Below are 23,070 nucleotides of genomic sequence, written 5' to 3'. Positions count from 1 at the left end.
TGTCGCGGTATTCGTGTCACATCGGTCGTCGCCGCGGGGTCTACTGCTACGACGCTGGTGTGGAAGGAACGGGACACGGTGGATGCACTGACCGAGCGGTTCGAGCACGAGCGGCCACGGCTGCGAGCGGTCGCCTACCGGATGCTCGGCTCGGCGAGCGAGGCCGACGACGCCGTCCAGGAGACCTGGCTGCGGTTCGATCGCACCGACACCGGTGACGTCGAGAACGTCGGCGCGTGGCTGACCACCGTCGTCGCGCGGGTGTGCCTCTCCATGCTCCGCACCCGGCGCAACCACCGCGAGGAGCCCCTGGAACTGCAGCCCGAGCCGGATGCGGACGTCCGCGACCCGGAGCAGGAGGCCGAACTGGCCGACTCGGTCGGGCTGGCGCTGCTGGTGGTGCTCGACTCGCTCGGGCCGGCCGAGCGGGTCGCGTTCGTGCTGCACGACATGTTCGCCGTGCCGTTCGACGACATCGCCCCGATGATCGACAAGACCCCGGCCGCGACGCGGCAGCTCGCGAGCCGCGCCCGTCGCCGGGTCAAGGGCGGGGCCGCCGCGGACGCCGACGTGCCTCGGCGACGCAAGGTCGTCGAAGCGTTCTTGGCCGCGGCGCGTGGCGGCGACTTCGAGGCGTTGCTGTCGCTCCTCGACCCGGACGTCGTCCTGCACGCCGACCGCTTCGTCGGGCCGAGTCCGGCGCCCGTCGTGCTGCGCGGGGTCGCCAGCGTCCGCGACGGCGCGCTGCTGGCTTCGGCGCGGGCCCGCGCCAGCGAACCGGCCCTCGTCGACGGCGTTCCCGGCCTGCTCATGGTGCGCGACGGGCGGCTGTCGGTCGTCCTGTCCTTCACGATCGACGACGACCGGATCACCGGCATCGACGTCATAGCGGACCCGGAGCGGCTACGTGAACTGGAGGTCGCCGTCCTCGATTGATCCGGTCAGCCCAGGGCGGCGCGAAGGCGTGCGTCGCGCTCCGATGGCGTCTGGCGCGGGCAGCTCACGCACTTCGGGTTGCCGACTTCGTAGATCAAGCAGCACGACGCGCGGCGGACGGCGGGCGTCCGGCCGACACGGACGAAGCGCGGCTTCGGCAGGTCGAGGTCGATCGCCGCGACCAGCGGCTCGGCCAGGGCCATCGCGCGTTCTGGTTCCGGCGTCCACAGCAGCCGGTTGCCGATCGAGTCGGTAGCGATAGCGCCGAGCGCGCGTTCGCGGGCCCCGGTGACGGTGGCGATCGTCGTGATCGCGGTGCCGAGGGTCTTGGCGAACGCCGCACCGAGTTCGGGTAGCCCGCCGGACAGCGGACGGGTGGCCCGGGCGCCGAGGAAACGGCCGTCGGCGACCAGGTCCAGCTCCGTGGCCGCCAGCGCCGGATCGACGAGAGCTCCCGCGACCAGGCCTTCGAGCGCGGGTGCCACGAGGACCGAGGAGAGGGAGTACCACCAGATCGTGCCGAGGACCTCCGGCCGCGCGCAGCCGTAGAGCTTCGCCGCGCCGCCGATGCGGGCCCGCACCCACTCGGGGTCCGCGAGCAGGGTCGCGGGAGCGGTCCAGTCGGGCTTCACGCCTCCACCCTTCCAGACGCGCCGGGCGCGCGCGGAGATCGCGCCGGATAAAGCACGGCGCAGGTGGGCGGGACGGGTAGTTCACGTCGATGGGGAGCGGGCAGGCACCCGATGGGCGGTGCGGCGACGGTGTCGATCGGGCGACCTCGGAGGCGAGCAGGTGCCCGACGAGCGGGGGCAGAGCCGGTGTCGTTTGGGGCGATCTCGAGTGGTGAGCAGGCACTCGACGAGTGAGGTAGAACGGGTGCCGTTTGGGGCGATCTCGAGTGGTGAGCAGGCACTCGACGAGTGAGGTAGAACGGGTGCCGTTTGGGGCGATCGCTAGGGGCGAGCAGGTACCCGACGAGCGGGGTAGAACCGATGTCGTTGGGCGATCTCGGAGGGCGAGTAAGGCACCGGGTGGGCGGGGTAGCGCGGTGAAGATCGGGGTGACCTCGGGGAGCGAGCAGGCACCGATGGGCGGGGCACCGCCGGTGTCGCGGCATGTGGGCAGGTCGCCGACCGGGCTCGCCGGCGAGCGGTGCGGGTGCGAGAGCTCGGGCACTCTGAGGACGCTGCGGCGTGAGGAGGTCGGACTCCGACGGGCCAGCGCCGGCGGGCGGCGGCGATGGTGCGCGCACCCGAACGTGCCTACCGCCAGCACGTCACAAGCGCCGGTACGTGGAGACCGAGAACGACACCGTGACCTTCTGCGTCTCGCTCAGCGCCTCGAGACGTTCCCGGCGGCCGTCGCGGTCGAGGTGGTGGCCTGCCGGGCCCATTTCCACCGCCTGGCGGATCCGGTCCGGGGTCAGCTCCACCGTGCTGCGCACCGCCGTGCGGCCTGTGCGGGCGAAGTACTCGCCGAGCGTTGCGTCGAGGCGCTCCTCTTTGCGGTCGTCGACCGTCAGGACCAGGTCGCCCAGCTCGCGGAGGTGGTCCGGGGCCGGGGACGCGACCGCCAGCAGACCACCCGGGCGCAGGACCCGGTGGAACTCCGGGCCGTTGCGCGGGGCGAAGACGTTCAGCAGGACCGACGCCACCTCGTCGCCGACCGGCCACGGCTCCCACAGGTTCCACACCGCCGCGCCCAGGCGGGGGTGGGCGCGCGCCGCGCGGCGGAGGGCTACCGCCGAGACGTCCAGTGCCAGGCCGGTCGCCGACGGGGCCGACGACAGGACGTGCGCCGAGTAGTAGCCCGTGCCCGCGCCCGCGTCGATCACGAGGCCGTCGGCCTCCGCGCACACCCGGGCCAGCTCGTCGGCCAGGGCGAGATAAGCGCCCGACGCGAGGAAGTCCGCGCGGGCCGCGACCATCGGTGCGGTGTCCGCTGTGCCGGCCGGGATTCGCGCGTGCAACAGGTTCACGTAACCCTGTCGGGCTAGATCGAACGAGTGGCCGTTTTCGCAACGCAGCGTGCGTTCGGCTAGCCCGATCGGGTTGCCGCACATCGAACATCGCAACGCTTCCACGACCTGGGGTGGCAGTGGGTCATTCCCGCCGTGGGCTGAGGTCATGGGGATATTCGACCACGAGGTTTCGCAACCGGACACTTCAGCACAGGTCCCGGGAAACCTGGACGTAACAACGTGGCGTGGACAGTTCACGCGGGTGAAACCTGACGAGCCGTCCCGTGAAACACCGCGCGCCAAAACTCCCTTCGCATAACCCAGGGCACGGGAGGACGATGTGCTGAACGCAGGAGACACCGCATGGGTATTGGCCAGCGCCGCGCTGGTCATGCTCATGACACCGGGATTGGCCTTTTTCTACGGCGGCATGGTCCGCGCGAAGAGCGTCTTGAACATGCTGATGATGAACTTCATCGCGCTCGCCGTGGTGGGGGTGCTGTGGGTCCTGTACGGCTTCTCGATGTCGTTCTCCAACGACGCCTTCGGCGGCTTCGTCGGTAACTTCGACCTCGCGGGGCTCGGCGACACCGTCGGCAAGCTCGCCGGCTTCGTGACGGCCGCCACGAGCACTTCGCCCGAGGTCGCGTGGCCGGGCTCCGACGCGCTGCCGGTGCTGGCTTTCGTGATGTTCCAGCTGATGTTCGCGATCATCACGCCCGCGCTGATCTCCGGCGCCATCGCCGATCGCGCGAAGTTCTGGGGCTGGACGCTGTTCGTCGTCATCTGGGTGACGGTCGTGTACTTCCCGGTCGCGCACTGGGTGTTCTCGTTCAACGGCTTCATCGGCGCGGACGCCGTCGGCGGCTGGATCGCCAACAACCTCAAGGCACTCGACTTCGCCGGTGGTACCGCGGTCCACATCAACGCCGGTGCCGCGGGTCTGGCCCTGGCGATCGTGCTCGGCAAGCGCAAGGGCTGGCCGAAGGACACCGGCCGGCCGCACAACGTGCCGTTCGTCCTGCTGGGCGCGAGCTTGCTGTGGTTCGGCTGGTACGGCTTCAACGCGGGTTCGGCGCTGGCCGCCAACGACCTCGCCGCGGTCGCCTTCACCAACACCACCGTCGCCACCGCCGCCGCCGTCCTCGGCTGGCTGCTGGTCGAGCAGCTCAAGTTCGGCAAGCCGACCACCCTCGGCGCCGCGTCCGGCGCGGTCGCCGGTCTGGTCGCCGTCACCCCGGCGTGTGGTTTCGTGAGCCCGATCGGGGCCATCGCGATCGGCGTCATCGCCGGTGCGGTCTGCGCGCTGGCCGTCTCGCTCAAGTTCCGGTTCGGCTTCGACGACTCGCTCGACGTCGTGGGCGTCCACCTGGTCGGCGGCATCGTCGGCACCCTGCTGATCGGCTTCTTCGGCACCACCAGCGTGAACTCGCTGGGCGCCGACGGCCTGTTCTACGGTGGTGGCTTCACGCAGCTCGGGCGCCAGGCGGCGGCCGCGGGTGCGGTGCTGGTGTACTCCTTCGTGCTGACCTTCATCATCGGCTTCGCGATCAAGAAGGCCGGCGGCTTCCGCGTCAGCGTGGAGGACGAGGTCGGCGGCATCGACGAGGCCCAGCACGCGGAGAGCGCGTACGACTTCACCGGGTTGTCGGGCGGTGGCTCTCCGTCCACCATTCCGGTCAAGACCACGTCGGCCGCGAAACTCGAGGAGAGCAAGGCATGAAGCTCATCACGGCGATTGTGAAGCCGTTCACGCTGGACGATGTCCGCTCCGCGCTGGAACAGCTGGGCGTGCTGGGCATGACGGTCAGCGAGGTCCAGGGGTACGGCCGGCAGAAGGGCCACACCGAGGTCTACCGCGGCGCGGAGTACTCGGTGGACTTCGTGGCGAAGCTGAAGATCGAGGTCGTCACCGACGACACCAACGTGGAGAAGGTGCTCGACGCCATCACCACGGCCGCGCACACCGGCAAGATCGGTGACGGCAAGGTGTGGGTGACGCCGGTCGAGACCGTCATCCGGGTACGGACCGGCGAGCGCGGCACGGACGCGCTATAGGCGTCCGGGATGGCCGACGGGGGCGAACTGGTCCAGGCCACCGAGCGGTTGCTCGAGGGCAGGCACGGGAGGCTGGGGGCGTCCGCTTTGCGGGCGGCCCTGGTCGACCTCTATGAGTTCTGGCTGAGCAGGGGTGCCTCGGCGGCCGGCGTCGACACCGCGGAACCGCGGGTCGCGCTGGTCGCCGTGGGCGGGCTCGGCCGCCGGGAGCTGGTGCCGTTCTCCGATCTCGACCTGCTGCTGGTGCACAACGGCAACAGCAAGGTCGGCGAGGTCGCGGACGCGCTCTGGTATCCCTTGTGGGACGCGAAAGTCGGGCTCGACCACTCGGTCCGCACGCCCGGCGAAGCACTGAAGGTCGCTTCGGAGGACCTTCGGACGGCGATGGGCCTGCTCGACGCCCGGCACCTCGCCGGGGACGCCGAGCTGTCCGGCCGCCTGGTCGCGGCGGCGCGGGACCAGTGGCGTCGCACCGCGCGCAAGCAGATCCCCGATCTGACGGCGTCGGTGCGGCAGCGCTGGGCTCGCAGCGGTGAGATCGCGCAGTCCGCCGAACCCGATCTCAAGCACGGGCGGGGCGGGCTGCGGGACTTCGCCGTCCTGGAAGCGCTGGCCGCGGCGCAGCTCACCGCCCGTCCGGGCGAGGAGCTGCTGGAAGCCAAGGGACTTCTGCTCGACGTCCGGACCGAGCTGCGGCGCGAGATCCGGCGCGAGCGGGACGTCCTGTCCGCGCCGGAGGCCGACCTGGTCGCCTCCGAGCTCGGCTTCGGCGACCGGTTCACCTTGGCGCGCAAGCTGTCCGGCGCGGGACGCACGATCGCGTACGCGCTGGACGTCGCGTTGCGGTCCACTGTGGACCCGCCGAAGGCGCGGTTCGGGCGGCGGCCGTCGCGCACGCCGCTCGCCGAAGGCGTGGTGCTGCACGGGAACGAGGTCGCGCTGGCCCGCGACGCCGTCCCGGCGAAGGACCCCGCGCTGCTGCTGCGGGTCGCCGCGGCCTCGGCGCGCACCGGCAAGCCGATCGCGCTCGGCACCCTGAAAGCACTGGCCGAGTCGGCCCCCGAGCTGCGCGCGCCGTGGCCCGCCGAGGCGTTGAACGCCCTGGTGGAGCTGCTGGGCGCGGGGGAGGGCCTGGTCGACGCGGTCGAGTCGCTCGACCGGACCGGGCTCTGGTCACGGCTGTTCCCCGAGTGGGGCGCGGTCCGCGACCTGCCGCCGCGTTCCCCGGTGCACCAGTGGACGGTCGACCGGCACCTCGTGCGCACCTGCGTCGAGGCGGCCAAGCTGACCACCACGGTGCCGCGACCGGACCTGCTGCTGATCGGCGCGCTGCTGCACGACATCGGCAAGGGTCGCGACGCCGACCATTCGGAGCTGGGCGCCAAGATCTCCGCCCAGGTCGCGGCCCGGCTCGGGCTGGACGCGGGCGACGCGGCGACGGTGTCGGCGATGGTCCGCCACCACCTGCTGCTGCCGCACACCGCGACGCGGCGCGACATCAGTGAGCCGGCGACGGTGGCGCGGGTGGTGAAAACCCTGGACAGCGACATCGTCCTGGTCGAACTGCTGCACGCGCTCACCCAGGCCGACTCGCTGGCCACCGGCCCCGGCGTCTGGACGGACTGGAAGGCCCGGCTGCACGCCGAGCTGGTCACCGGGTGCGAGGAAGTGTTGCGCGGCAAGGGGTTCACCGCGCCCGAGCCGATGGACTCCGAACAGCGCGAGCTCGTCGCCCAGGCCGTCGCCTCGGGCAACGGCGAGGTCCGGATTAGCACGCACGGCAAGGTCGTCACGGTGCTGCTGGCCGTGCCGGCCCGCGCGGAGCTGCTGGCTCCGGCGGCGGGGGTGCTGGCGCTGAACTCGATGGAGGTGCACTCGGCGATCCTGCGCGGTCACGACGGCGGACGCGCAGGCGTCTTCACGGCGTCACCGAAGTTCGGCTCGCTGCCGGAGGTGACGCTGCTGCGCGAGCAGTTCGCTCGCGCGGTCGCCGGCACCTTGCCGCTGACACAGCGGCTGGCGGCGAAGGAACGCGACTACGGCTCACCCGACGCGGCGTCGGTCGCGCCGAAGGTGCTGTGGTTCGACGACGAGACGAGCGGCCCGGACACGGTGGTCCTCGAACTCCGCGCGGCCGACCGGATCGGGCTGCTGTTCCGCGTGGCGGGGGCGTTGCGCCGCTGCGACGCGGAGGTCCGCTGGGCCAAGGTGGCGACGCTGGGCGGCGCGGTGGTCGACTCGTTCGCGGTGACGCCCCGCAGCGGCCGCATCGAGCCGGGCTGGCGCCGCGAAGTCGAGCAGGCCGTGCTGGCCGCGGCGTCCTGAGCGGTCTTGCCTGAGCCGAGCCGTCACTCGGCTCAGGCAAGTCACACCAGCGCGACCGCGGGCTCGCCGAACCACGTGCTCAGCGCTTTTTCCAAGCCGGGCCCGCCGTTCCAGACCACGTAACCGTCGGGCCGGACGAGCTGCGGCCCGGCACCGGATCGCGTCTCGACGCGGTCCGCCCACCCCGGCGGCAGTTCCGCGCCGATCAGGACCGCGCGACCGTCCGATGTGGACGGGACGTCGACCGCGCGGCCGGAAACCCCCGGGTACGTCACGTCGAGGCCCGAGAGCTCCGCCGCGACCGCGCGGCGGGCCTCCGGGACGGCGAGCAAGCCCGTGACGACCTCCCGGACCGCCACCGCGTCCGGGTCGGGCACCCCGAGCACCGCCTGCGCCCGGGTGCTGAGCAGCACGCGGGCGGCCAGCGGGTGCCGCTCGTCGTGGTAGCTGTCGAGCAGGTCCTCGGGTGCGTGGCCGCGGACCTGCGCGGCCAGCTTCCAGCCGAGGTTCACCGCGTCCTGCAGGCCCAGGTTGAGCCCCTGGCCGCCGACCGGCAGGTGGATGTGGGCGGCGTCGCCCGCGAACAGCACGCGGCCGTGGCGGTAGCGCTCCAGCTGCCGGGACGCGTCGCCGAACCGGGACGCCCAGAGCACTTCGCCCACCTCGAACCCCGGCCCGTGCAAGGAGGTCAGGGCCCGCTGCAGCTCGCCGGCCGTGACGGGCTCGTCGCGGCCGAGCCGCTGCTGCTCCTCGCCGACGACGACCACCCGGTGGCGTCCGCCGGAGAGCGGGAGCAGGAAGCCCGCGGCTTTCGACGGCAGCCTCCACTCGTCGGCGAAATCGTCGGGCTTGCGGGTGAGTACGAGGTCGGCGACGACCAGCGAGATCCGCGCCGAGCGGCCGGGGAACGCCGCTCCCAGCAGCGTCCGGACCGTGCTGTGGCCGCCGTCGGCCGCCACGAGCCAGCCGGCCCGGTGTTCGCGGCCGCCCGCAGTGACCGTGACGCCTTCGTCGTCCTGCGCCACGGCGGTGACGGCCGCGTCGCGCAGCACCGGCGTGCGCAGCCGGGCCTCGATCGCCGCCGCGACGTGCACCTGCTCGACACCGAGCTGGTACGGGAAGCGCGTCGGCAGGTCGGTGTAGTCGATCGGGATGCCCGAGAAGTGCCCGCCGGGCAGCCGGGCCTCGATGTGCGGCTCGATCGCGGCGAGCAGGCCGCGGTCGGCCAGCACCTCGACCGACCGGGGCTGCAGGCCGAGTGCCTTCGACTGCGTCGTCGGGCGGGCGTCGCGTTCCAGGACCAGCACGTCGAGCCCGGCACGCTCCAGTTCGAACGCGGCCAGCAGGCCGGTCGGGCCGGCGCCGGCGATCAGGACGTCAGGCATCGAGGTTCTCCTTCTTGAGGTACCAGACGTGCCAGATGATCAGGGCGGCCAGCATCGCGAACCACTGCACGGTGGTGACCAGCGAGATCAGGTCGATCGGCAGGGTGTAGACGAGCACGATGTGCGTGATCGCGCTGAGCACCAGCACGCCGCCCCAGGCGGCCGTGTTGATCCGCAGGCCGCGCCGGAAGCGGGCGTCGGTGTCCCAGCGGGCCGCCCACGCCTCCGCGCCCTCGGCACCACGCTTGATCTCGGCGATCGTGCGGCCCAGCGTCAGCTGCGCCGGCCGGCCGATGAACACCGTGACGAGCATCCACGCGCCGAACACGCCACCCAGCGCGGCTGTCCACCCTTCGCGGATCACCAGGGTGCGCGGGTCGTCGGAGAGCAGGCCCAGCACGACCGACAGCACCATGACGCTCAGCGTCACCAGGGCGACGAGGTCGACCTTCCGGTTGCGCACGATCGTCCACAGCACGTACGGCGCGGCCACCACGACCCCGGCCATCAGCGCCCACCACTGGCTCACGCCGGCGGCGCGCAGGCCGTAGAACAGCGCCATCGGCACGAGGACTTCGAAAACGACGTTCAGCACGTTGGCGCGGATCACCCGGCGCAGGCCGGCGTCGGGCTCGGACTTCTGTTCGATCATCATGCGGATTCCCCAGTGGTTTCGGGTGCGGTCGCCCGCACGTAGAGGTCGGCGAGCTCACGGCCGATGCGCGCGAGCTCGGCTGGTTCGGGTGCGGCCGCGGCCGCCGTGGCGACGACGGCGTCGAGGCCGCTGGTCAAGGCCAGTGCCGCGGTCCGCGGGTCGAAGCGGCCGAAGGCGCCGGCCGCCTGCCCGGTGCGGAAGTGCTCTTCGAACAACGCGAGCCGCCCGTTGACGGCGTCACTCTGCGAGCCGGCGTTCTTCACCAGATCGATCAGCGCCCGGATCGCGTCGGGGTGCTCCCCGACGAGCGCGACGTTGGCTTCGACGAAAGCGCGCAGCTGCGCGACGTGCCCGACGGCGGCGTCGATGCGCGGCTGCATGAACGCCCCGGTGACTCGTTCGATCTCGGTGATACACACCGCGAGCAGGTCGTCCTTGCCCGCGAAGTGGTAGCTGATCATGCCGGTGCTCGACAGGCCCGCGTGCTTCGCGATCCGGCTGAACGACGCCTTGGCGAAGCCTTCCTCGGCGATCACTTCGATCGCCGCCTGCACGATCTGGGCCCGCCGGCCGGACTCGGTGAACGTTCTTGCTCGCATGAGCAAAGTTTAGCTCAGCCGAGCAAATCTGACAAGTCGCCTGGTCAGGGGCAGAGACGGGGAAGGTGGATCAGGCGATGGCGGTGCCGTCGACGACCTTGTTGCGGCCCGCGTCCTTGGCCCGGTAGAGGGCCTTGTCCGCGGCCTGCAGCAGGCGCTCGACGGCCGTGCCGCCGTCGGGGTAGGTCGCTACGCCGATCGACGCCGACAGCGTGCCGATGAGGCGGACGTGGCTGCCGTCCTCGTACTCGACTTCGAGGGCCGCGATCGCCGCGCGGATGCGCTCGGCCACCGCGAGCACCGCCGCCGGGCCGATGTCCGGGAGCAGGACGACGAACTCCTCGCCGCCGAAGCGGCCGACCGAGTCGTAGTCGCGGACGGCGTTCTTGATCGTCGTCGCGACCGACCGCAGCACCGCGTCGCCCGCCAGGTGCCCGTGCTCGTCGTTGATCAGCTTGAAGTGGTCCAGGTCGATCATCAGCACGCCGAAGCTGCTCTGCTTGCTGCGCTGCGCCCGGGCCAGCTCGCGCGACGCGAGCAGGTGCCAGCCGGTCGTGTTGAACAGGCCCGTTTTCTCGTCGGTGGTCGCGGCGATCTCGAGCTGCTTGATCAGCACCGCCCGGTGCAGCACGAGCAGCGGCGGCACGATCGCGATCGCCAGCGCGGGCAGCGTCGCCAGTGTCAACGCCGTGAGCAGGCCGAGGCAGAGCGTCGCGACCTCGAGGAGGTTGTCGCCGAGGCCGCCGAAGAACGCCTTCACCGAGCGCTTGGTGATCGTCAGCGCCGGGACGATCGTGATCGCGGCGAACACGAAGTACGTCACCGCGGCCAGCGTGATCGCCGTGACGCCGCGCCAGCCCGACGTCAGCGCCGCGTACATGTCCGGGACGCCGAGCCGGTTCAGCGCGAACTCGGCCGAGTAGCAGGTGATGACGACCAGTGTCGCGTTCAGCGCCGTCCGGAACGGCGGGACGCGCTTCATCCGCGTGAGGCTGCGCGTCGCCAGGTGCACGTACAGGACGACGACCAGGGCGGCGCCGAGCGCGGGCGGCAGGAGCAGGACGCCGGCGAACGTCCAGACCGACGTCAGGTTGATGTGCGGGGTGTCGGACACCAGCCGCCGGACGCGCTCGATCTGCCGGCCCATCTCGGCCTGCAGCACGCCGAGGACGCCGAGGATCGCGAAGACGACCAGATCCCAGAGCCGTACGGGCACGCTCACGGCGGTCCAGACGGTGGCGACGACGGCCACCGACTCGACCAGGAAGACGTAGAGGATCAGTGACCCGCGTTGCCGCCAGAGGGTCCATTGGCCCGGATGGAGCACACCTCGATCACGGCCCGCGCGGGGCTGGGCCGGATGGGCGCCGTCCATACTCAAGGCGGTGCAACTCCCGTGGGTGATCCGACGATCAGCGTCCACCCCATCACACCGGGCGGCCGCGATCGATGGGTGCCACACGATCGGACCAGTGAAGGGAGGCCGCCCTCATGCGCAACCGCGAATCCTGACCCTCCGCCCGTAGTCCGTGCCGCGCGAGAGGAGAGCCGTCGTGCGCAACCGCGAGTCCTGAAACCCGTGCCTGTCCGTCACCGCGCAGGAAAGGAGAGCCGCTGTGCGTAACCGCGAGTCCTGAGTCCCGTGTCTGTTCGTCACCGCGCCGGAAGGGAGAGCTGTCGTGCGCAACCGCGAGTCCTGAACCCCGCTGTCGTCCGTCACGGCGATCGAAGGGAGAGCCGCTGTGCGCAACCGCGAGTCCTGACGCCGAGCCCGCCGTCCGTCCCGCCCGAGAGGAGAGCCGTCGTGCGCAACCGCGAGTCCTGAATCCCGTCCGCACACCGTCCATCCCGGCACGAAAGGGGAACGTCACCATGCGCAACCGTGAATCCTGAAACGACGCGGGCCCGGGTGGGGCCGCTCAGGCGGTGGCGCCGCCGTCGACCACCAGGTCGTGGCCGACCGTGAACCCGGCCTCGGCCGAAGCCAGCCACAGCACCGCTGCGGCCACTTCGGCGGTGGCACCCACCCGGCCCAGCGGAATCGCGGCCTTGAGCCGCACGGCGCGGCCGGCGTCCGTCTCGCCAGGCCGCAGCGACATCCCGGTGTCGGTCGGCCCCGGGCTGACGGCGTTGATGCGGACGCCGTCGGCGATGTGGTCGCGCGCCGCGGTGCGGGTCAGCACGCTCACCGCGGCCTTCGACGCGGCGTAGGCAGCCATGCCCGGGATCCGGCCGTGCGAGCCGATGTTCGACGCCATGTTGACGATCGCGCCGCCGCCGTGCGCCCGCATGTGCGCGATCTCGTGCTTCATGCAGAGCCAGGTGCCGGTGAGGTTGGTGCCGACGACGGCGTCGAAGACGTCTTCGCGCAGGTCCCCGGCCGGCGCCGGGGTGCCGAGGACGCCGGCGTTGTTGAACGCGACATCCAGGCCGCCGTGGCGCGCGACGACCGTCTCGACCATGCGCGCGACGTCCGCGGAGTCGGTGACGTCCGCGACGACCGCGCTCGCCGGGCCGCCGATTTCCTCGACCGCCGAGGCGAGCCGCTGCTCGTCGCGCCCCGCGACGACCACCGTCGCGCCTTCTTCGGCGAACGCCTTGGCCGTCGCCCGCCCGATGCCCGAACTGCCGCCCGTCACCAAGACGATCTTGCCCGCGAACCGTGCCCCCATGCCTGCCTTCTTTCTGGTCTGATCATTCTCGAATGAGGATGCGCATCGCCTGCGAGACGGCCGCGTTCAGCCGGCCCGCCGCGTCCGTGCCCTTGCCCAGGACCCGCAGGCCCTGGAGGACGGTGAGCAGGAACCGGGCGAGGGTCGTCGGGTCGCTGCCCTCGGGCAGCTCGCCCTGCGCCTTCGCACGTTCCAGCGCCATGGTGAGCGCGACCTCGAGGGTGTCCCAGCTGCGTTCCACCAGCCGCGCGACCGCCGGGTCGCGGGGGAGGAGCTCGATGGCCGCGTTGACGACGAAACAGCCGATGGGCCCGGCTTCGCCCGCGATGTCGGCGACGTAGCTCTTCAGCAGTCCGCGCACCGCGTCCACTCCGGAACCGGGCTGCGACAGGCTGGCCACGACCTGCGCGTCCGTCCGTTCCGCATAGCGCTTCAAGGCGGCGACGTACAAGTCGTGCTTCGTGCCGAAAGTCGCGTACAGGCTCGCCTTCGCGACGCCGAGGTGCGTGACGAGATCACTGACCGACGTCGCTTCGTAGCCCTGACGCCGGAAGAGCGCGAGCGCGGCGTCGCAGGCTTCGTCGACGTCGAACTCCTTGACCCGGGACATGATCAAAACCCTAGCTCTTTCGAGAACGAGCGGTCAAATATGCGAGCGGCGGTGTGTCGTGTCCGGTGACGCCGAGTGCGGTGGCACTATGGCTGCTCGGACCGGCCTGAGGGGGTGCGTGATGCAGGACTCGCCGCGGCTGACGCTGCCGCCGACGGTCGTCGCCTCCCACCTCCGGTCGTGTGCCGAGGACCTCGCCGCGGGCCTGCGCTGCGGCGGCCCGGGCGCCACCACGACCGAGCTCATCGACGTCGTCGCCCAGCTGGTCGCCGGCCAGGAGGCCATCTCCCACGCGCTCGCCGGGCTCGCCCGCCGCGTCGAGACCGGTTCGGACGCGCTCGCCGCGGCTCCGCCGCTGGACGTCGAGGTGGTCACCGAGGTGCTGCGCGAGGCCGCCATCGCGGCCCGCTGCGCGGCCGAGGCGCTCGACGAGGTCACACCGTCGTTCGAATGCGTGAGCGAATCCGTCGCGCCCGACACCCGTTTGTAGCTGTCTTCCCGCAAGCCCGCCCGCCTAGCCTGGAGCTGCGGAGGTGACTCGCATGCGCGCGGTGTGGACGGGCACGATCGGGTTCGGCAGTTACGCCATTCCGGTGAAGGCGTACAGCGCGACCGAGGAGCACGAGATCCCGCTGCACCAGGTGCACGGCGCCGACGGCGGCCGCGTCCGGGTGAAGCGGGTCTGCGAGGTCGACGGCGAAGAGGTGCCGCCCGAGGAGATGGTCCGCGGCTACCCGGTCCCCGGCGGTGACGTCGTCCTGCTGTCGGACCACGAACTCGCGTCGCTGCCGATGCCCGGCCGCACGATCGACATCCGCGGCTTCGCGCAGCAGGCCGACGTCGACCCGATCTGGTTCGCGAAGACCTACTTCCTCGAGCCCGAGCCGGCCGGGACGAAGCCGTACGTGCTGTTCAGCGAGGCCCTGCAGCAGTCCGGCCGGATCGCGCTGGTCACCGTCGCGCTGCGCCGGCGTGAGGTGCTCGGCGCGCTGCGGGTGCGCGACCAGGTGCTCCTCCTGGAGACGATGCTGTGGCCCAATGAGCTCAGGGCCCCGGACTTCCCGTTCCGCCACGCCGACGTCGACATCCGGCCCGGCGAGCTGCGCCGCGCGGTGACCCTCGTCGAGGAGCTGACCGGCGAGTTCGACCCGGGCCGCTACCCCGACCGTTACCGCGAGGCCCTCGACGCGTTGATCCGGTCGAAGATCGACGGCGCCGAGGTCGTCCAGCCGACGGCGGCCGAGCAGTCCGAGGGCGTCACGCGGCTGCTGGCGGCGCTGCAGGAGAGCGCGGCCGAAGCCGAGGACGCGCGCAACGCGGCCGTCACGAAGGCCAAGGCTGCCGCGGCTCGCGCGGCGAAGGCGCGTACGACGGCGAAGCGCGCTGCGTCGCGCAGCCGCTCGAAGACGTCCTGAGTAGTACTACCCACGGGTAATTGAGGGTTCTCCCACTGCTGGTGGCCGCCGGTGCGCGGCAGACTTCGTCGTGCCAGCGGATGCCGGAACCGCTGGTGAGGGGGTCAGGACGGCCCCTGGGGAGGTGTGCCGTCCAGACACCGGGGTTCCGGGGCGGGCCGACGGAGGAGCGGTCCGTTCCCGGAACCCGCGTCACGCCGCGGGGAGGCGGGGTGATCGAGGGGAGTCTTGATGGCTGCCGCGGAGGAGCGAGGGTCTCCGCGGCAGCCTTCAGGCGTCCGCCACCCGCGTCAGCAGCTCCGACGCGAGCTTCAGCAATTGCCGCTCGGTCGGCGACAGCGTCGAATCCAAAGCCGTCGCCAGCCAGCGTTCCCGCTGGACGCTGTACTCCCGCAGCACCGCCAGCCCGGCCGGGGTGATGCGGATCAGCGACCGCCGGCCGTCGTCGGGGTCGGGGGTGCGCGTCACCAGTTCGCGTCCGGTCACCCAGGCGAGGATGCGGGTCAGCGACTGCGGCTGCAGCCGTTCCGCCGCGGCCAGTTCCGACGGCGTGTGCGTGCCCGCCCGGTAGAGCCGGCTCAGCACCGCCAAAACCGCCGGGCCCGGGCCGCTCGGGTCGGATTCGGCGCGCATCCGCCAGTTCAGCCGCCCGACGCCTTCGCGCACCTGCCGCGCGAGTTCGGCCAGCTCGGGGTCCGCGCTGACCGGCGAAGCGACGTCGGAATCGGGCTGCATGGGCCTCACATTAGGCGGTTCCGCGCACCAGCCGGGCATAACGCCCGTCGAGCGCCAGCAGCTCTTCGTGCGTCCCGCGTTCGACGATCCGGCCTTCGTGCAGCACGACGATCTGGTCCGCGTGCTCCACTGTGGACAGCCGGTGCGCGATCGTCAGCGTCGTGCGCCCCGCGGCGAGGCGGTCCAGCTCGGCCTGCACCGACCGCTCCGTGCGGTTGTCGAGCGCGCTGGTCGCCTCGTCGAGGATCAGCACCGGCGGGTTGCGCAGCAGGATCCGCGCGATCGCCATCCGCTGCTTCTCGCCGCCGGAGAAGCGGTAGCCGCGCTGGCCGACGACCGTGTCGTAGCCCTCGGGCAGCCCGGCGAGCGTGTCGTGGATGTGCGCGGCCTTCGCGGCCGCCTCGATCTCGTCGTCGGTCGCGTCCGGCTTCGCGAAGCGCAGGTTCTCCCGCACGGTGTCGTGGAACAGGTAGGTCTCCTGCGACACCATCCCGACGCCCGCGGCCAGCGACGCCAGGGTGACGTCGCGGACATCGGTGCCGTCGATCTCCACCGAACCGGACGTCACCTCGTAGAGCCGCGCCACGAGGTACGCGAGCGTCGTCTTGCCCGAGCCGGTCGAGCCGACGAGCGCCGTGGTCGTCCCCGCCGGGACGTCGAGGTCGATGTCCTCGAGCGTGAGCGATCCGCTCTCGTCGTAGCGGAAGGAGACACCGCGCATCGAGACGTCGCCGCGGCGCACGGAAAGCGGGCCCGCGTCCGGCTTGTCGCTGATCTCCACCCGCAGGTCGAGCACCTCGAAGATCCGGCCGAAGAGGGCCTTCGACGTCGCCACGTTCTGCCCGATCGTCTGCATCGCGCTGGCCGGGGTGACCAGCCGGTTGAGCATGCTGGTGAACGCCACGACCGTGCCCAGCGAGATCGGTGACGCGCCGTTCGCGAGCGCCAGCCCGGCGATCCAGTAGACCAGGGCCGGGATCACCGTCAGGCTCATCGCCCGGGACGCGATCTGCCAGCGTCCGGCCAGCGCGGCGGCCCGCTCCAGCGACGCGATCTCCCGCGACTCGGCGCCGAAGCGCTCACGCATCTCCCGCTCGTTGCCCATCGTCTTCGCGAGCAGCACGCCGGTGACCGAGAGGGACTCCTCGACCATCGTGGTCAGCCGCGCCATCCGCCGGGTCCGGCCGCGGGCCAGCGTCCGCCGCCGCTTGCCCAGCCGTAGCGTGAACAGCAGGAACAGCGGGACGACGATCAGCGACAGCAGGGCGAGCTGCCAGTCGAGCACGATCAGCGCCACCGTGATGGCGATCGTCGTCGTGGCGTTCTGCACCACGGACCCGGCGGTCGTGGTGATGACGTTGTCGACGCCGCCGATGTCGTTGAAGACCCGCGAGAGCACTTCGCCGCTCTTCGTCCGGGTGAAGAAGCCGAGCGACATCCGCTGCAGGTGGCCGTAGACCGACACGCGCAGCTCGTTCATCACGCGCTGGCCGATGGTGTTGGACAGCCCGGTGGTCGCGACGCCGAGCGAGCCGCTGCCGACCGCGCAGACGATCATCCCCGCCGCCAGGGCGCTGATCAGCAGCGTGTCCCGGTGCGGGAGGGCGTCGTCGAGGATCTCGCGCAAGAGGAACGGCGAGACGACGCCGAGCCCGGCCTGCAGGACGATCAGCGCGAACAGCGCGGCGAGGGGGCCGCGGTGCGGGCGGAACAGGCCGGCGATCCGCCGCAGCGGGACCGGTTCGTCGGTGTCGGACGTCGGTTCGGCGAGCGACGGACGGGCTCTGGTCGCGGAAGTCATACGCATATGTTTACTGAATCTGGTCGGGCTCACCAGTAAATTTCGGAATTTAAAGCCGAATTTAAGAAGTTCTCGCGCGCAAGTTGGTACACCTATGTGTACTAACTGTGCGCGCGACTTTCGCGTACCCGCGAGGCCGGGAAGCCGCAGCGACTACCCTGGAGAGGCCGGCCCGGTCCGGCGCGCCACTCTCGACCCAGCTGGAGCGTGCACACCCGTGTTCGACACCCTGTCCGATCGGCTCACCGCCGCCCTTCAGACGCTCACGCGCAAGGGCCGGCTGTCCGACGCCGACATCGACGCCACCGCGCGCGAGATCCGCATCGCGCTGCTGGAGGCCGACGTCGCCCTCGGCGTGGTCAAGACCTTCATCGCGAAGATCAAGGAACGGGCGAAGGGCGCCGAGGTCTCCCAGGCGCTCAACCCCGCGCAGCAGGTCGTCAAGATCGTCAACGAGGAGCTCGTCGGGATCCTCGGCGGCGAGACCCGGCGGCTCAACCTGGCGAAGACCCCGCCCACGGTGATCATGCTCGCCGGCCTCCAGGGCGCCGGCAAGACGACGCTGGCCGGCAAGCTCGCGCTGTGGCTGAAGAAGCAGGGCCACGCGCCGCTGCTCGTCGCCTGTGACCTCCAGCGCCCCAACGCCGTCACCCAGCTGCAGGTGGTCGGCGAGCGCGCCGGTGTCACGACCTTCGCGCCCGAGCCCGGCAACGGCGTCGGCGACCCGGTCGACGTCGCCCGCCGCGCCATCGCCGAGGCGAAGCACGCGCAGTACGACGTCGTCGTCGTCGACACCGCGGGCCGCCTCGGTGTCGACGAGGAGCTGATGAAGCAGGCCGCGGACATCCGCGACGCCGTGCAGCCGGACGAGACCCTGTTCGTCGTCGACGCGATGATCGGCCAGGACGCCGTCACCACGGCCGAGGCCTTCCGCGACGGCGTCGGCTTCTCCGGCGTCGTGCTCACCAAGCTCGACGGTGACGCCCGCGGTGGTGCCGCACTGTCCGTCCGCGAGGTCACCGGCCAGCCGATCCTCTTCGCCTCCAACGGCGAGAAGCTCGAGGACTTCGACACCTTCCACCCGGACCGGATGGCGTCGCGGATCCTCGGCATGGGCGACATGCTGACCCTGATCGAGCAGGCCGAGCAGGCCTTCGACCAGGACCAGGCCGAGAAGGCCGCCGCGAAGCTCTCCAGCGGCCAGCTGACGCTGGAGGACTTCCTCGAGCAGATGCTCGCGGTCCGCAAGATGGGCCCGATCGGCAACCTGCTGGGCATGCTGCCCGGCGCCGGCCAGATGAAGGACCAGCTCGCCCAGGTCGACGACAAGCACCTGGACAAGCTGCAGGCGATCATCCGCGGCATGACCCCGGCCGAGCGCGACGACCCGAAGATGATCAACGGCTCGCGCCGGCTGCGCATCGCCAACGGCTCCGGCGTCTCCGTCCGCGAGGTCAACGACCTGGTGAACCGGTTCTTCGAGGCCCGCAAGATGATGGCCCAGATGGCCGGCCGGTTCGGCTTCGGCGGCGGGGGCGGCGGCTCCAAGTCGCGCAAGGGCAAGAAGGGCAAGAAGGGTCGCGGCCCGACGCAGCCCAAGGTCCGCGGCGGCTTCCCCGGCGGTATGCCGATGCTGCCCCCGGGCGGTCAGATGCCCGGCGGGATGCCCGACCTGTCCAAGCTCGGCGGCCTGAACGACGCCCCCGGCTTCGACCCGTCGAAGTTCAAGCTGCCGAAGAACCCCAAGGACAATTGAGCACCGCGCTCCACGCCGCCGGGGTGATCCTGCCCGGCGGCGAGTCCGGGGAACTCTGGATCACCGGCGGCCGGATCTCGTTCGAGCCGGTGCCCGGCGCCGAGACGCTGGGCCGTGACGTCTTCCTGCTGCCCGGGCTGGTCGACGCGCACTGCCACCCCGGCATCGGCGTCCACGGGCCCGTCTCGCTCGACGAGGCGGCCGAGCAGGCGCTCACCGACCGCGACGCGGGCACGCTGCTGATCCGCGACTGCGGCCTGCCGATCGACGTCCGGCCGCTGCAGCGGCGCGCCGACCTGCCGACGATCATCCGCGCCGGGCAGCACCTCGCCCTGACGAAGCGCTACATCCCGGGTCTCGGCATCGAGCTGGACGACCCGTCGCAGCTGCCCGCCGCCGTCGCCGAGCAGGCGAAGGACGGCGACGGCTGGGTCAAGCTGGTGGGGGACTGGATCGACCGCGGCGAGGGTGACCTCGCGCCGCTGTGGCCGGACGACGTCCTGGCCGAAGCCGTGAAGGTCGCGCACGACCACGGCGCCCGCGTCACCGCGCACGTGTTCGGCGAAGCCGCGCTGCCCGGACTGATCGCGGCCGGCATCGACTGCCTGGAGCACGGCACCGGCCTGAGCGCCGGCCAGCTCGCGGAGCTGGCGGCTGGCGACGTCGCGCTGGTGCCCACCCTGATCAACATCGAGAACTTCCCGGGCATCGCGGACAAGGCGGGCAAGTACCCGGCCTACGCGGCCCACATGCGCGCCCTGCACGCCGGTGTCGGCGAGATGGTCGCCACGGCGATCGAAGCGGGGGTGCGCGTCTTCGCCGGGAGCGACGCCGGCGGCCTCGTCGAGCACGGCCGGCTCGTCGACGAGATCGAAGCCCTCCACCGCGCGGGCATGACCCGGGAACAGGCCCTCGCGAGCGGGTCCTGGGCCGCCCGCGACTGGCTCGGTCATCCCGGCATCACCGACGGCGCGCCCGCCGACCTGCTCGTCTACCCGAGCGACCCGCGTGACGACCTCGGCGTCCTGCGGCATCCGGCGCACATCGTGCTCGGCGGCGTCGTCTACGGGTAGACCCCCGCTGTTTTCCTTGCGGGACCGGCACTTTAGCGTTGGGCGCGTGACGGACGACGACGGCGCACGGCGCGTACTGGGGGCGCACTGGTGTTTCGTGGCGTTCTTCGCCGGGATCGCCGGCTACTACCTGATCAACCTCGCCATCGCCGCGGGGGTCAACCGCAACGTCGGCGGATTCGACCCGCTCGAGCTGCGTGACATCGGCCCGCTCCTGCTGCTGGCCTTCGTGCCCAACCTGCTGCTCGGTCTCGGCCCGGCCGTCGGCTCCTGGCTCTGGGGGCACGGGCTGCGCACCGACTTCGGGCTCACGCCGACCTGGCGCGACGTCCGGATCGGCCTCGCCTGCGGCGCGCTCGCGCTGGTCGTCGGCTACCTGCTCAACCTGGTCCTGATCGCGGTCTACGGCGCCGACGACGTCTCCGACAGCCCGCTCACCGACCTCGCCGACACCTTCGACGGCGACACGGTCTGGCTCGTGCTGGCCGCGGTGATCGTCATCGCCGGCGCGCCGCTCACCGAGGAGCTGCTGGTCCGCGGCACGCTCTGGAAGGCGCTGTCGTTCCACCGGATCCCGTCCTGGGCGGTGCTCGTGCTCACCGCGCTCGTGTTCGCCCAGCTGCACGGCGAGCCGACCCGCACGATCGCGCTGTTCGGCCAGGGCATCGCGATCGGGCTGGCCCGGCACCTGTCCGGCCGGGTGAGCGCCGGTGTGATCGCGCACGCGGCCAACAACCTGCCGCCCGCCGTGCTCCTGTTCGTCGCGCACTGAGGGCTTGCGAAGATCGTGGACAGTAGTTGGACGGATACTGTGCGATCACATTCCGGCCGCTAGGCTCGGGGCAGGAGCCGAGCGACCGCGGAGGGCAGGCGTGACCACTTCCCAGCCTCGGGAACCCCTTCCGGACGCGCTGCCGCCCCCCGAAGACCCGCCGGAGCCCGCCGCCGCGGCGTTCCTGGAGCCTGCGCCCACTCACCGCTGGGGCTTCGGGGCGTTCCTGCTCGTCGAGGTCGTGCTGCTCGCGTCGGCCGCGTTCGTGTCCGTGCTGGTCGGTGACACCGGCCCCGGTCCGCTGCCGATCCGCGTCGTGCTGCTGGGCACCATGCTGCCGACGATGATCGCCGCCGGCGTCGCGGTGCTGGTCACCTACGTGCGCGGCAACGGGCCCTTCGCCGACCTGCGGCTGCAGTGGCGCTGGTCGGACGTGCGGGTCGGGTTCAAGTACGGCTGCATCGGCCTCGTCTTCACGACCGTCGCCGCGTACCTCTGGACGCAGCTGGTCGGCGACGCCAACGCGACGTCCGCGATCAGCGCGCTCGTCGAGGATCGCCGGATGTCGGTGTCGGCGGCGGTCGTGATGTTCGTCTACCTCTGGCTGCTCGGCCCGATCTGCGAAGAGATCATCTACCGCGGCCTGCTCTGGGGCGCCGCCGAGCGGCTGCAGTGGCGCAGCGAGCGCTGGGGCCGCTTCGCCGCGTTCCTGCTGTGCACGGCGGTGTTCGCGGCCAGTCACCTCGAGCCGTTGCGGACCACGTTGCTGCTGGTCATCGCGGTGCCGATCGGGCTGGCGCGGCTCGTCACCGGTCGGCTGCCGGCGAGCATCGTCGCGCACCAGGTGAACAACTTCCTGCCGGCGCTCACCATCCTGCTCGGCGCACTCGGGGTCGCCTCTTTCTGAAGCCGCTTCGAGGGGCTTCTTCCAGGGCCGCTTTCACGGGCCTCGGACCCCATCTGGCAGAATGGTGCACTGCCTGCTTCCGCCGGACCCTCTCACCGCGCGAAAGCTGTGACCTTCGGGTGCCCGCGTCCGTGTCCCCACTCGGACCGCGTGCGCCCACCCCAGCACCAGAGAGATTTGAGGAGTACCCACACCCGTGGCCGTCAAGATCAAGCTGCAGCGCCTCGGCAAGATCCGTGCGCCGTACTACCGCATCATCGTCGCCGACGCGCGCACCCGCCGGGATGGCAAGGCCATCGAGACGATCGGCAAGTACCACCCGAAGGAGGAGCCGAGCCTCATCGAGGTCGTCTCCGAGCGCGCCCAGTACTGGCTGGGTGTCGGCGCGCTGCCGACCGAGCCGGTCCAGCGTCTCCTCGAGATCACCGGTGACTGGCAGAAGTTCAAGGGCCTGCCGGGCGCCGAGGGCACCCTGAAGGTGGCCGAGCCGAAGCCGTCCAAGCAGGACCTGTTCAACGCGGCCCTGGCCGCGGCGGGCGAGGAGCCCACCACCGAGGCCACCACGCCGAAGAAGAAGTCGGCCCCCAAGAAGGCCGAGGCCGAGAAGGCCGAAGCCACCGAGGGTGAGAAGGCCGAGTGAGCTTTCTGGCTGATTCCCTCGAGCACCTGGTGCGCGGGATCGTCGACAACCCGGACGAGGTCCGGGTCGAGCTGCTGACCACACGTCGTGGCCGCACGCTCGAGGTGCACGTGCACCCCGACGACCTCGGCAAGGTGATCGGCCGGGGCGGACGCACCGCGACCGCCTTGCGCACCGTCATGGGCGGCATCGGTGGCCGCGGCGTCCGCGTGGACGTCGTCGACACCGACCGCTGATCCGGGCACGGAGAACGGTCGGATGGACGTCGTAGCAGGCCGCATCGCCAAGGCACACGGAATCCGCGGGGAACTCGCGGTGGACGTGCGCACGGATTCGCCGGAAGAGCGGTTCAAGGTCGGTGCGGCCGTCACGACGAAGCTGCGCGACGGCAGCAAAAGGGAACTCACCATCGCAGCCGCCCGCGAACACAGCGGGCGGCTGCTGGTGCGTTTCGAGGAGGTCCTGACCCGCGACGTCGCCGAAACGCTGCGGGGCGCGCTCCTGCTCGTCGACACCGACGCGCTGCCGCCGACCGGCGACCCCGACGAGTTCTACGACCACGAGCTGGCCGGCCTGCGGGCCGAGCTGCTCGACGGCACGCCCGTCGGCACGGTCGTCGAGGTCGTCCACTCGCCCGCGGGCGAGCTGCTGGAACTGGACGTCGACGGCCGCGAGGTGCTGGTGCCGTTCGTCCTGGCGATCGTCCCGACCGTGGACATCGCCGGCGGCCGGGTCGTGCTCGACCCGCCGGAAGGGCTGCTGGACGCCTGA

The 23,070-nt window shown here is 71.4% G+C and carries 23 protein-coding genes; 13 read left to right on the top strand and 10 right to left on the bottom strand.

Going from position 1 to position 23,070, the window contains the following annotated elements:
- Positions 1-78: 78 nt before the first annotated feature.
- Complete coding sequence (locus OG494_RS26765; protein WP_328443252.1) at positions 79-936, top strand: sigma-70 family RNA polymerase sigma factor; 858 nt, start codon at positions 79-81, stop codon at positions 934-936.
- Positions 937-941: 5 nt separating this feature from the next.
- Here the strand turns inward: OG494_RS26765 and OG494_RS26760 are convergent, their stop codons facing one another.
- Complete coding sequence (locus OG494_RS26760; protein WP_328443251.1) at positions 942-1,568, bottom strand: (2Fe-2S)-binding protein; 627 nt, start codon at positions 1,566-1,568, stop codon at positions 942-944.
- Between the two features lie 644 nt (positions 1,569-2,212).
- Positions 2,213-3,064, bottom strand: a complete 852-nt coding sequence (locus tag OG494_RS26755; RefSeq protein WP_328443250.1) for a putative RNA methyltransferase — start codon at positions 3,062-3,064, stop codon at positions 2,213-2,215.
- A gap of 172 nt (positions 3,065-3,236) precedes the next feature.
- On the opposite strand from OG494_RS26755, the gene OG494_RS26750 reads away from it, so the two are divergent.
- From OG494_RS26750 to OG494_RS26740, 3 genes are read left to right on the top strand one after another with little or no spacing between them, the layout of a single operon-like run.
- A complete protein-coding gene (locus OG494_RS26750; protein WP_328443249.1) occupies positions 3,237-4,619 on the top strand; it encodes an ammonium transporter in 1,383 nt (460 codons plus the stop codon).
- Positions 4,616-4,954: a P-II family nitrogen regulator gene (locus OG494_RS26745; protein WP_003103060.1), complete on the top strand. Its 339-nt coding sequence runs from the start codon at positions 4,616-4,618 to the stop codon at positions 4,952-4,954. The genes OG494_RS26750 and OG494_RS26745 overlap by 4 nt, the downstream gene beginning before the upstream one ends.
- A 9-nt stretch (positions 4,955-4,963) precedes the next feature.
- A complete protein-coding gene (locus tag OG494_RS26740) occupies positions 4,964-7,279 on the top strand; it encodes a [protein-PII] uridylyltransferase (protein ID WP_328443248.1) in 2,316 nt (771 codons plus the stop codon).
- Positions 7,280-7,320: 41 nt separating this feature from the next.
- On the opposite strand, the gene OG494_RS26735 is transcribed toward OG494_RS26740, so the two are convergent.
- From OG494_RS26735 to OG494_RS26710, 6 genes are all read right to left on the bottom strand, one after another.
- Complete coding sequence (locus OG494_RS26735; protein WP_328443247.1) at positions 7,321-8,664, bottom strand: FAD-dependent oxidoreductase; 1,344 nt, start codon at positions 8,662-8,664, stop codon at positions 7,321-7,323.
- Positions 8,657-9,319, bottom strand: coding sequence for a VC0807 family protein (locus OG494_RS26730; RefSeq protein WP_328443246.1), 663 nt, complete (start codon positions 9,317-9,319; stop codon positions 8,657-8,659). The genes OG494_RS26735 and OG494_RS26730 overlap by 8 nt, the downstream gene beginning before the upstream one ends.
- Complete coding sequence (locus tag OG494_RS26725) at positions 9,316-9,918, bottom strand: TetR/AcrR family transcriptional regulator (RefSeq protein ID WP_328443245.1); 603 nt, start codon at positions 9,916-9,918, stop codon at positions 9,316-9,318. Before OG494_RS26725 ends, OG494_RS26730 begins: the two co-directional genes overlap by 4 nt.
- 70 nt (positions 9,919-9,988) lie before the next feature.
- A complete protein-coding gene (locus OG494_RS26720) occupies positions 9,989-11,293 on the bottom strand; it encodes a GGDEF domain-containing protein (RefSeq protein WP_328443244.1) in 1,305 nt (434 codons plus the stop codon).
- A 544-nt stretch (positions 11,294-11,837) separates the two neighbouring features.
- On the bottom strand, positions 11,838-12,590 hold the full coding sequence (locus OG494_RS26715) for an SDR family NAD(P)-dependent oxidoreductase (protein ID WP_328443243.1): 753 nt from the start codon (positions 12,588-12,590) through the stop codon (positions 11,838-11,840).
- Between the two features lie 22 nt (positions 12,591-12,612).
- Complete coding sequence (locus tag OG494_RS26710; protein ID WP_328443242.1) at positions 12,613-13,200, bottom strand: TetR/AcrR family transcriptional regulator; 588 nt, start codon at positions 13,198-13,200, stop codon at positions 12,613-12,615.
- 121 nt (positions 13,201-13,321) lie between these two features.
- On the opposite strand from OG494_RS26710, the gene OG494_RS26705 reads away from it, so the two are divergent.
- Both OG494_RS26705 and ku read left to right on the top strand, forming a co-directional pair.
- Positions 13,322-13,690, top strand: coding sequence for a hypothetical protein (locus tag OG494_RS26705; RefSeq protein ID WP_328459034.1), 369 nt, complete (start codon positions 13,322-13,324; stop codon positions 13,688-13,690).
- 52 nt (positions 13,691-13,742) lie between these two features.
- The gene (ku, locus tag OG494_RS26700) at positions 13,743-14,615 is read left to right on the top strand and encodes a non-homologous end joining protein Ku (protein WP_328443241.1); all 873 of its coding nucleotides are present in this window, start codon (positions 13,743-13,745) and stop codon (positions 14,613-14,615) included.
- Between the two features lie 270 nt (positions 14,616-14,885).
- Here ku and OG494_RS26695 read toward each other — a convergent pair whose 3' ends face one another.
- Together OG494_RS26695 and OG494_RS26690 are read right to left on the bottom strand one after the other, a co-directional pair.
- Positions 14,886-15,350 carry a MarR family winged helix-turn-helix transcriptional regulator gene (locus tag OG494_RS26695; protein ID WP_328443240.1) on the bottom strand — a complete coding sequence of 155 codons (465 nt, stop codon included), beginning with the start codon at positions 15,348-15,350 and terminating at the stop codon, positions 14,886-14,888.
- Between the two features lie 10 nt (positions 15,351-15,360).
- Positions 15,361-17,151 (bottom strand): ABC transporter ATP-binding protein, encoded by a 1,791-nt coding sequence (locus OG494_RS26690; RefSeq protein WP_328443239.1) that lies wholly within the window; start codon positions 17,149-17,151, stop codon positions 15,361-15,363.
- A 217-nt stretch (positions 17,152-17,368) separates the two neighbouring features.
- On the opposite strand from OG494_RS26690, the gene ffh reads away from it, so the two are divergent.
- The 7 genes from ffh to rimM all read left to right on the top strand — a co-directional run bounded on the left by ffh (position 17,369) and on the right by rimM (position 23,070).
- Positions 17,369-18,907: a signal recognition particle protein gene (gene ffh, locus OG494_RS26685; RefSeq protein WP_328443238.1), complete on the top strand. Its 1,539-nt coding sequence runs from the start codon at positions 17,369-17,371 to the stop codon at positions 18,905-18,907.
- Positions 18,904-19,980, top strand: coding sequence for an amidohydrolase family protein (locus OG494_RS26680; protein ID WP_328443237.1), 1,077 nt, complete (start codon positions 18,904-18,906; stop codon positions 19,978-19,980). Before ffh ends, OG494_RS26680 begins: the two co-directional genes overlap by 4 nt.
- Positions 19,981-20,026: 46 nt before the next feature.
- Positions 20,027-20,752, top strand: a complete 726-nt coding sequence (locus OG494_RS26675) for a CPBP family intramembrane glutamic endopeptidase (protein ID WP_328443236.1) — start codon at positions 20,027-20,029, stop codon at positions 20,750-20,752.
- 100 nt (positions 20,753-20,852) lie between these two features.
- Positions 20,853-21,659 (top strand): CPBP family intramembrane glutamic endopeptidase, encoded by an 807-nt coding sequence (locus OG494_RS26670; protein WP_328443235.1) that lies wholly within the window; start codon positions 20,853-20,855, stop codon positions 21,657-21,659.
- A gap of 196 nt (positions 21,660-21,855) precedes the next feature.
- Positions 21,856-22,299, top strand: coding sequence for a 30S ribosomal protein S16 (gene rpsP / locus OG494_RS26665; protein ID WP_247062372.1), 444 nt, complete (start codon positions 21,856-21,858; stop codon positions 22,297-22,299).
- Positions 22,296-22,535, top strand: a complete 240-nt coding sequence (locus OG494_RS26660) for an RNA-binding protein (protein ID WP_003103110.1) — start codon at positions 22,296-22,298, stop codon at positions 22,533-22,535. The genes rpsP and OG494_RS26660 overlap by 4 nt, the downstream gene beginning before the upstream one ends.
- 22 nt (positions 22,536-22,557) lie before the next feature.
- Positions 22,558-23,070 carry a ribosome maturation factor RimM gene (rimM, locus tag OG494_RS26655; RefSeq protein WP_328443234.1) on the top strand — a complete coding sequence of 171 codons (513 nt, stop codon included), beginning with the start codon at positions 22,558-22,560 and terminating at the stop codon, positions 23,068-23,070.

The sequence above is a fragment of the Amycolatopsis sp. NBC_00438 genome (assembly GCF_036026695.1).
GTDB lineage: Bacteria > Actinomycetota > Actinomycetes > Mycobacteriales > Pseudonocardiaceae > Amycolatopsis.
The sequence above is the reverse complement of the archived record's forward strand: the minus strand, read 5'-3'. Positions and strand labels throughout refer to the sequence as shown.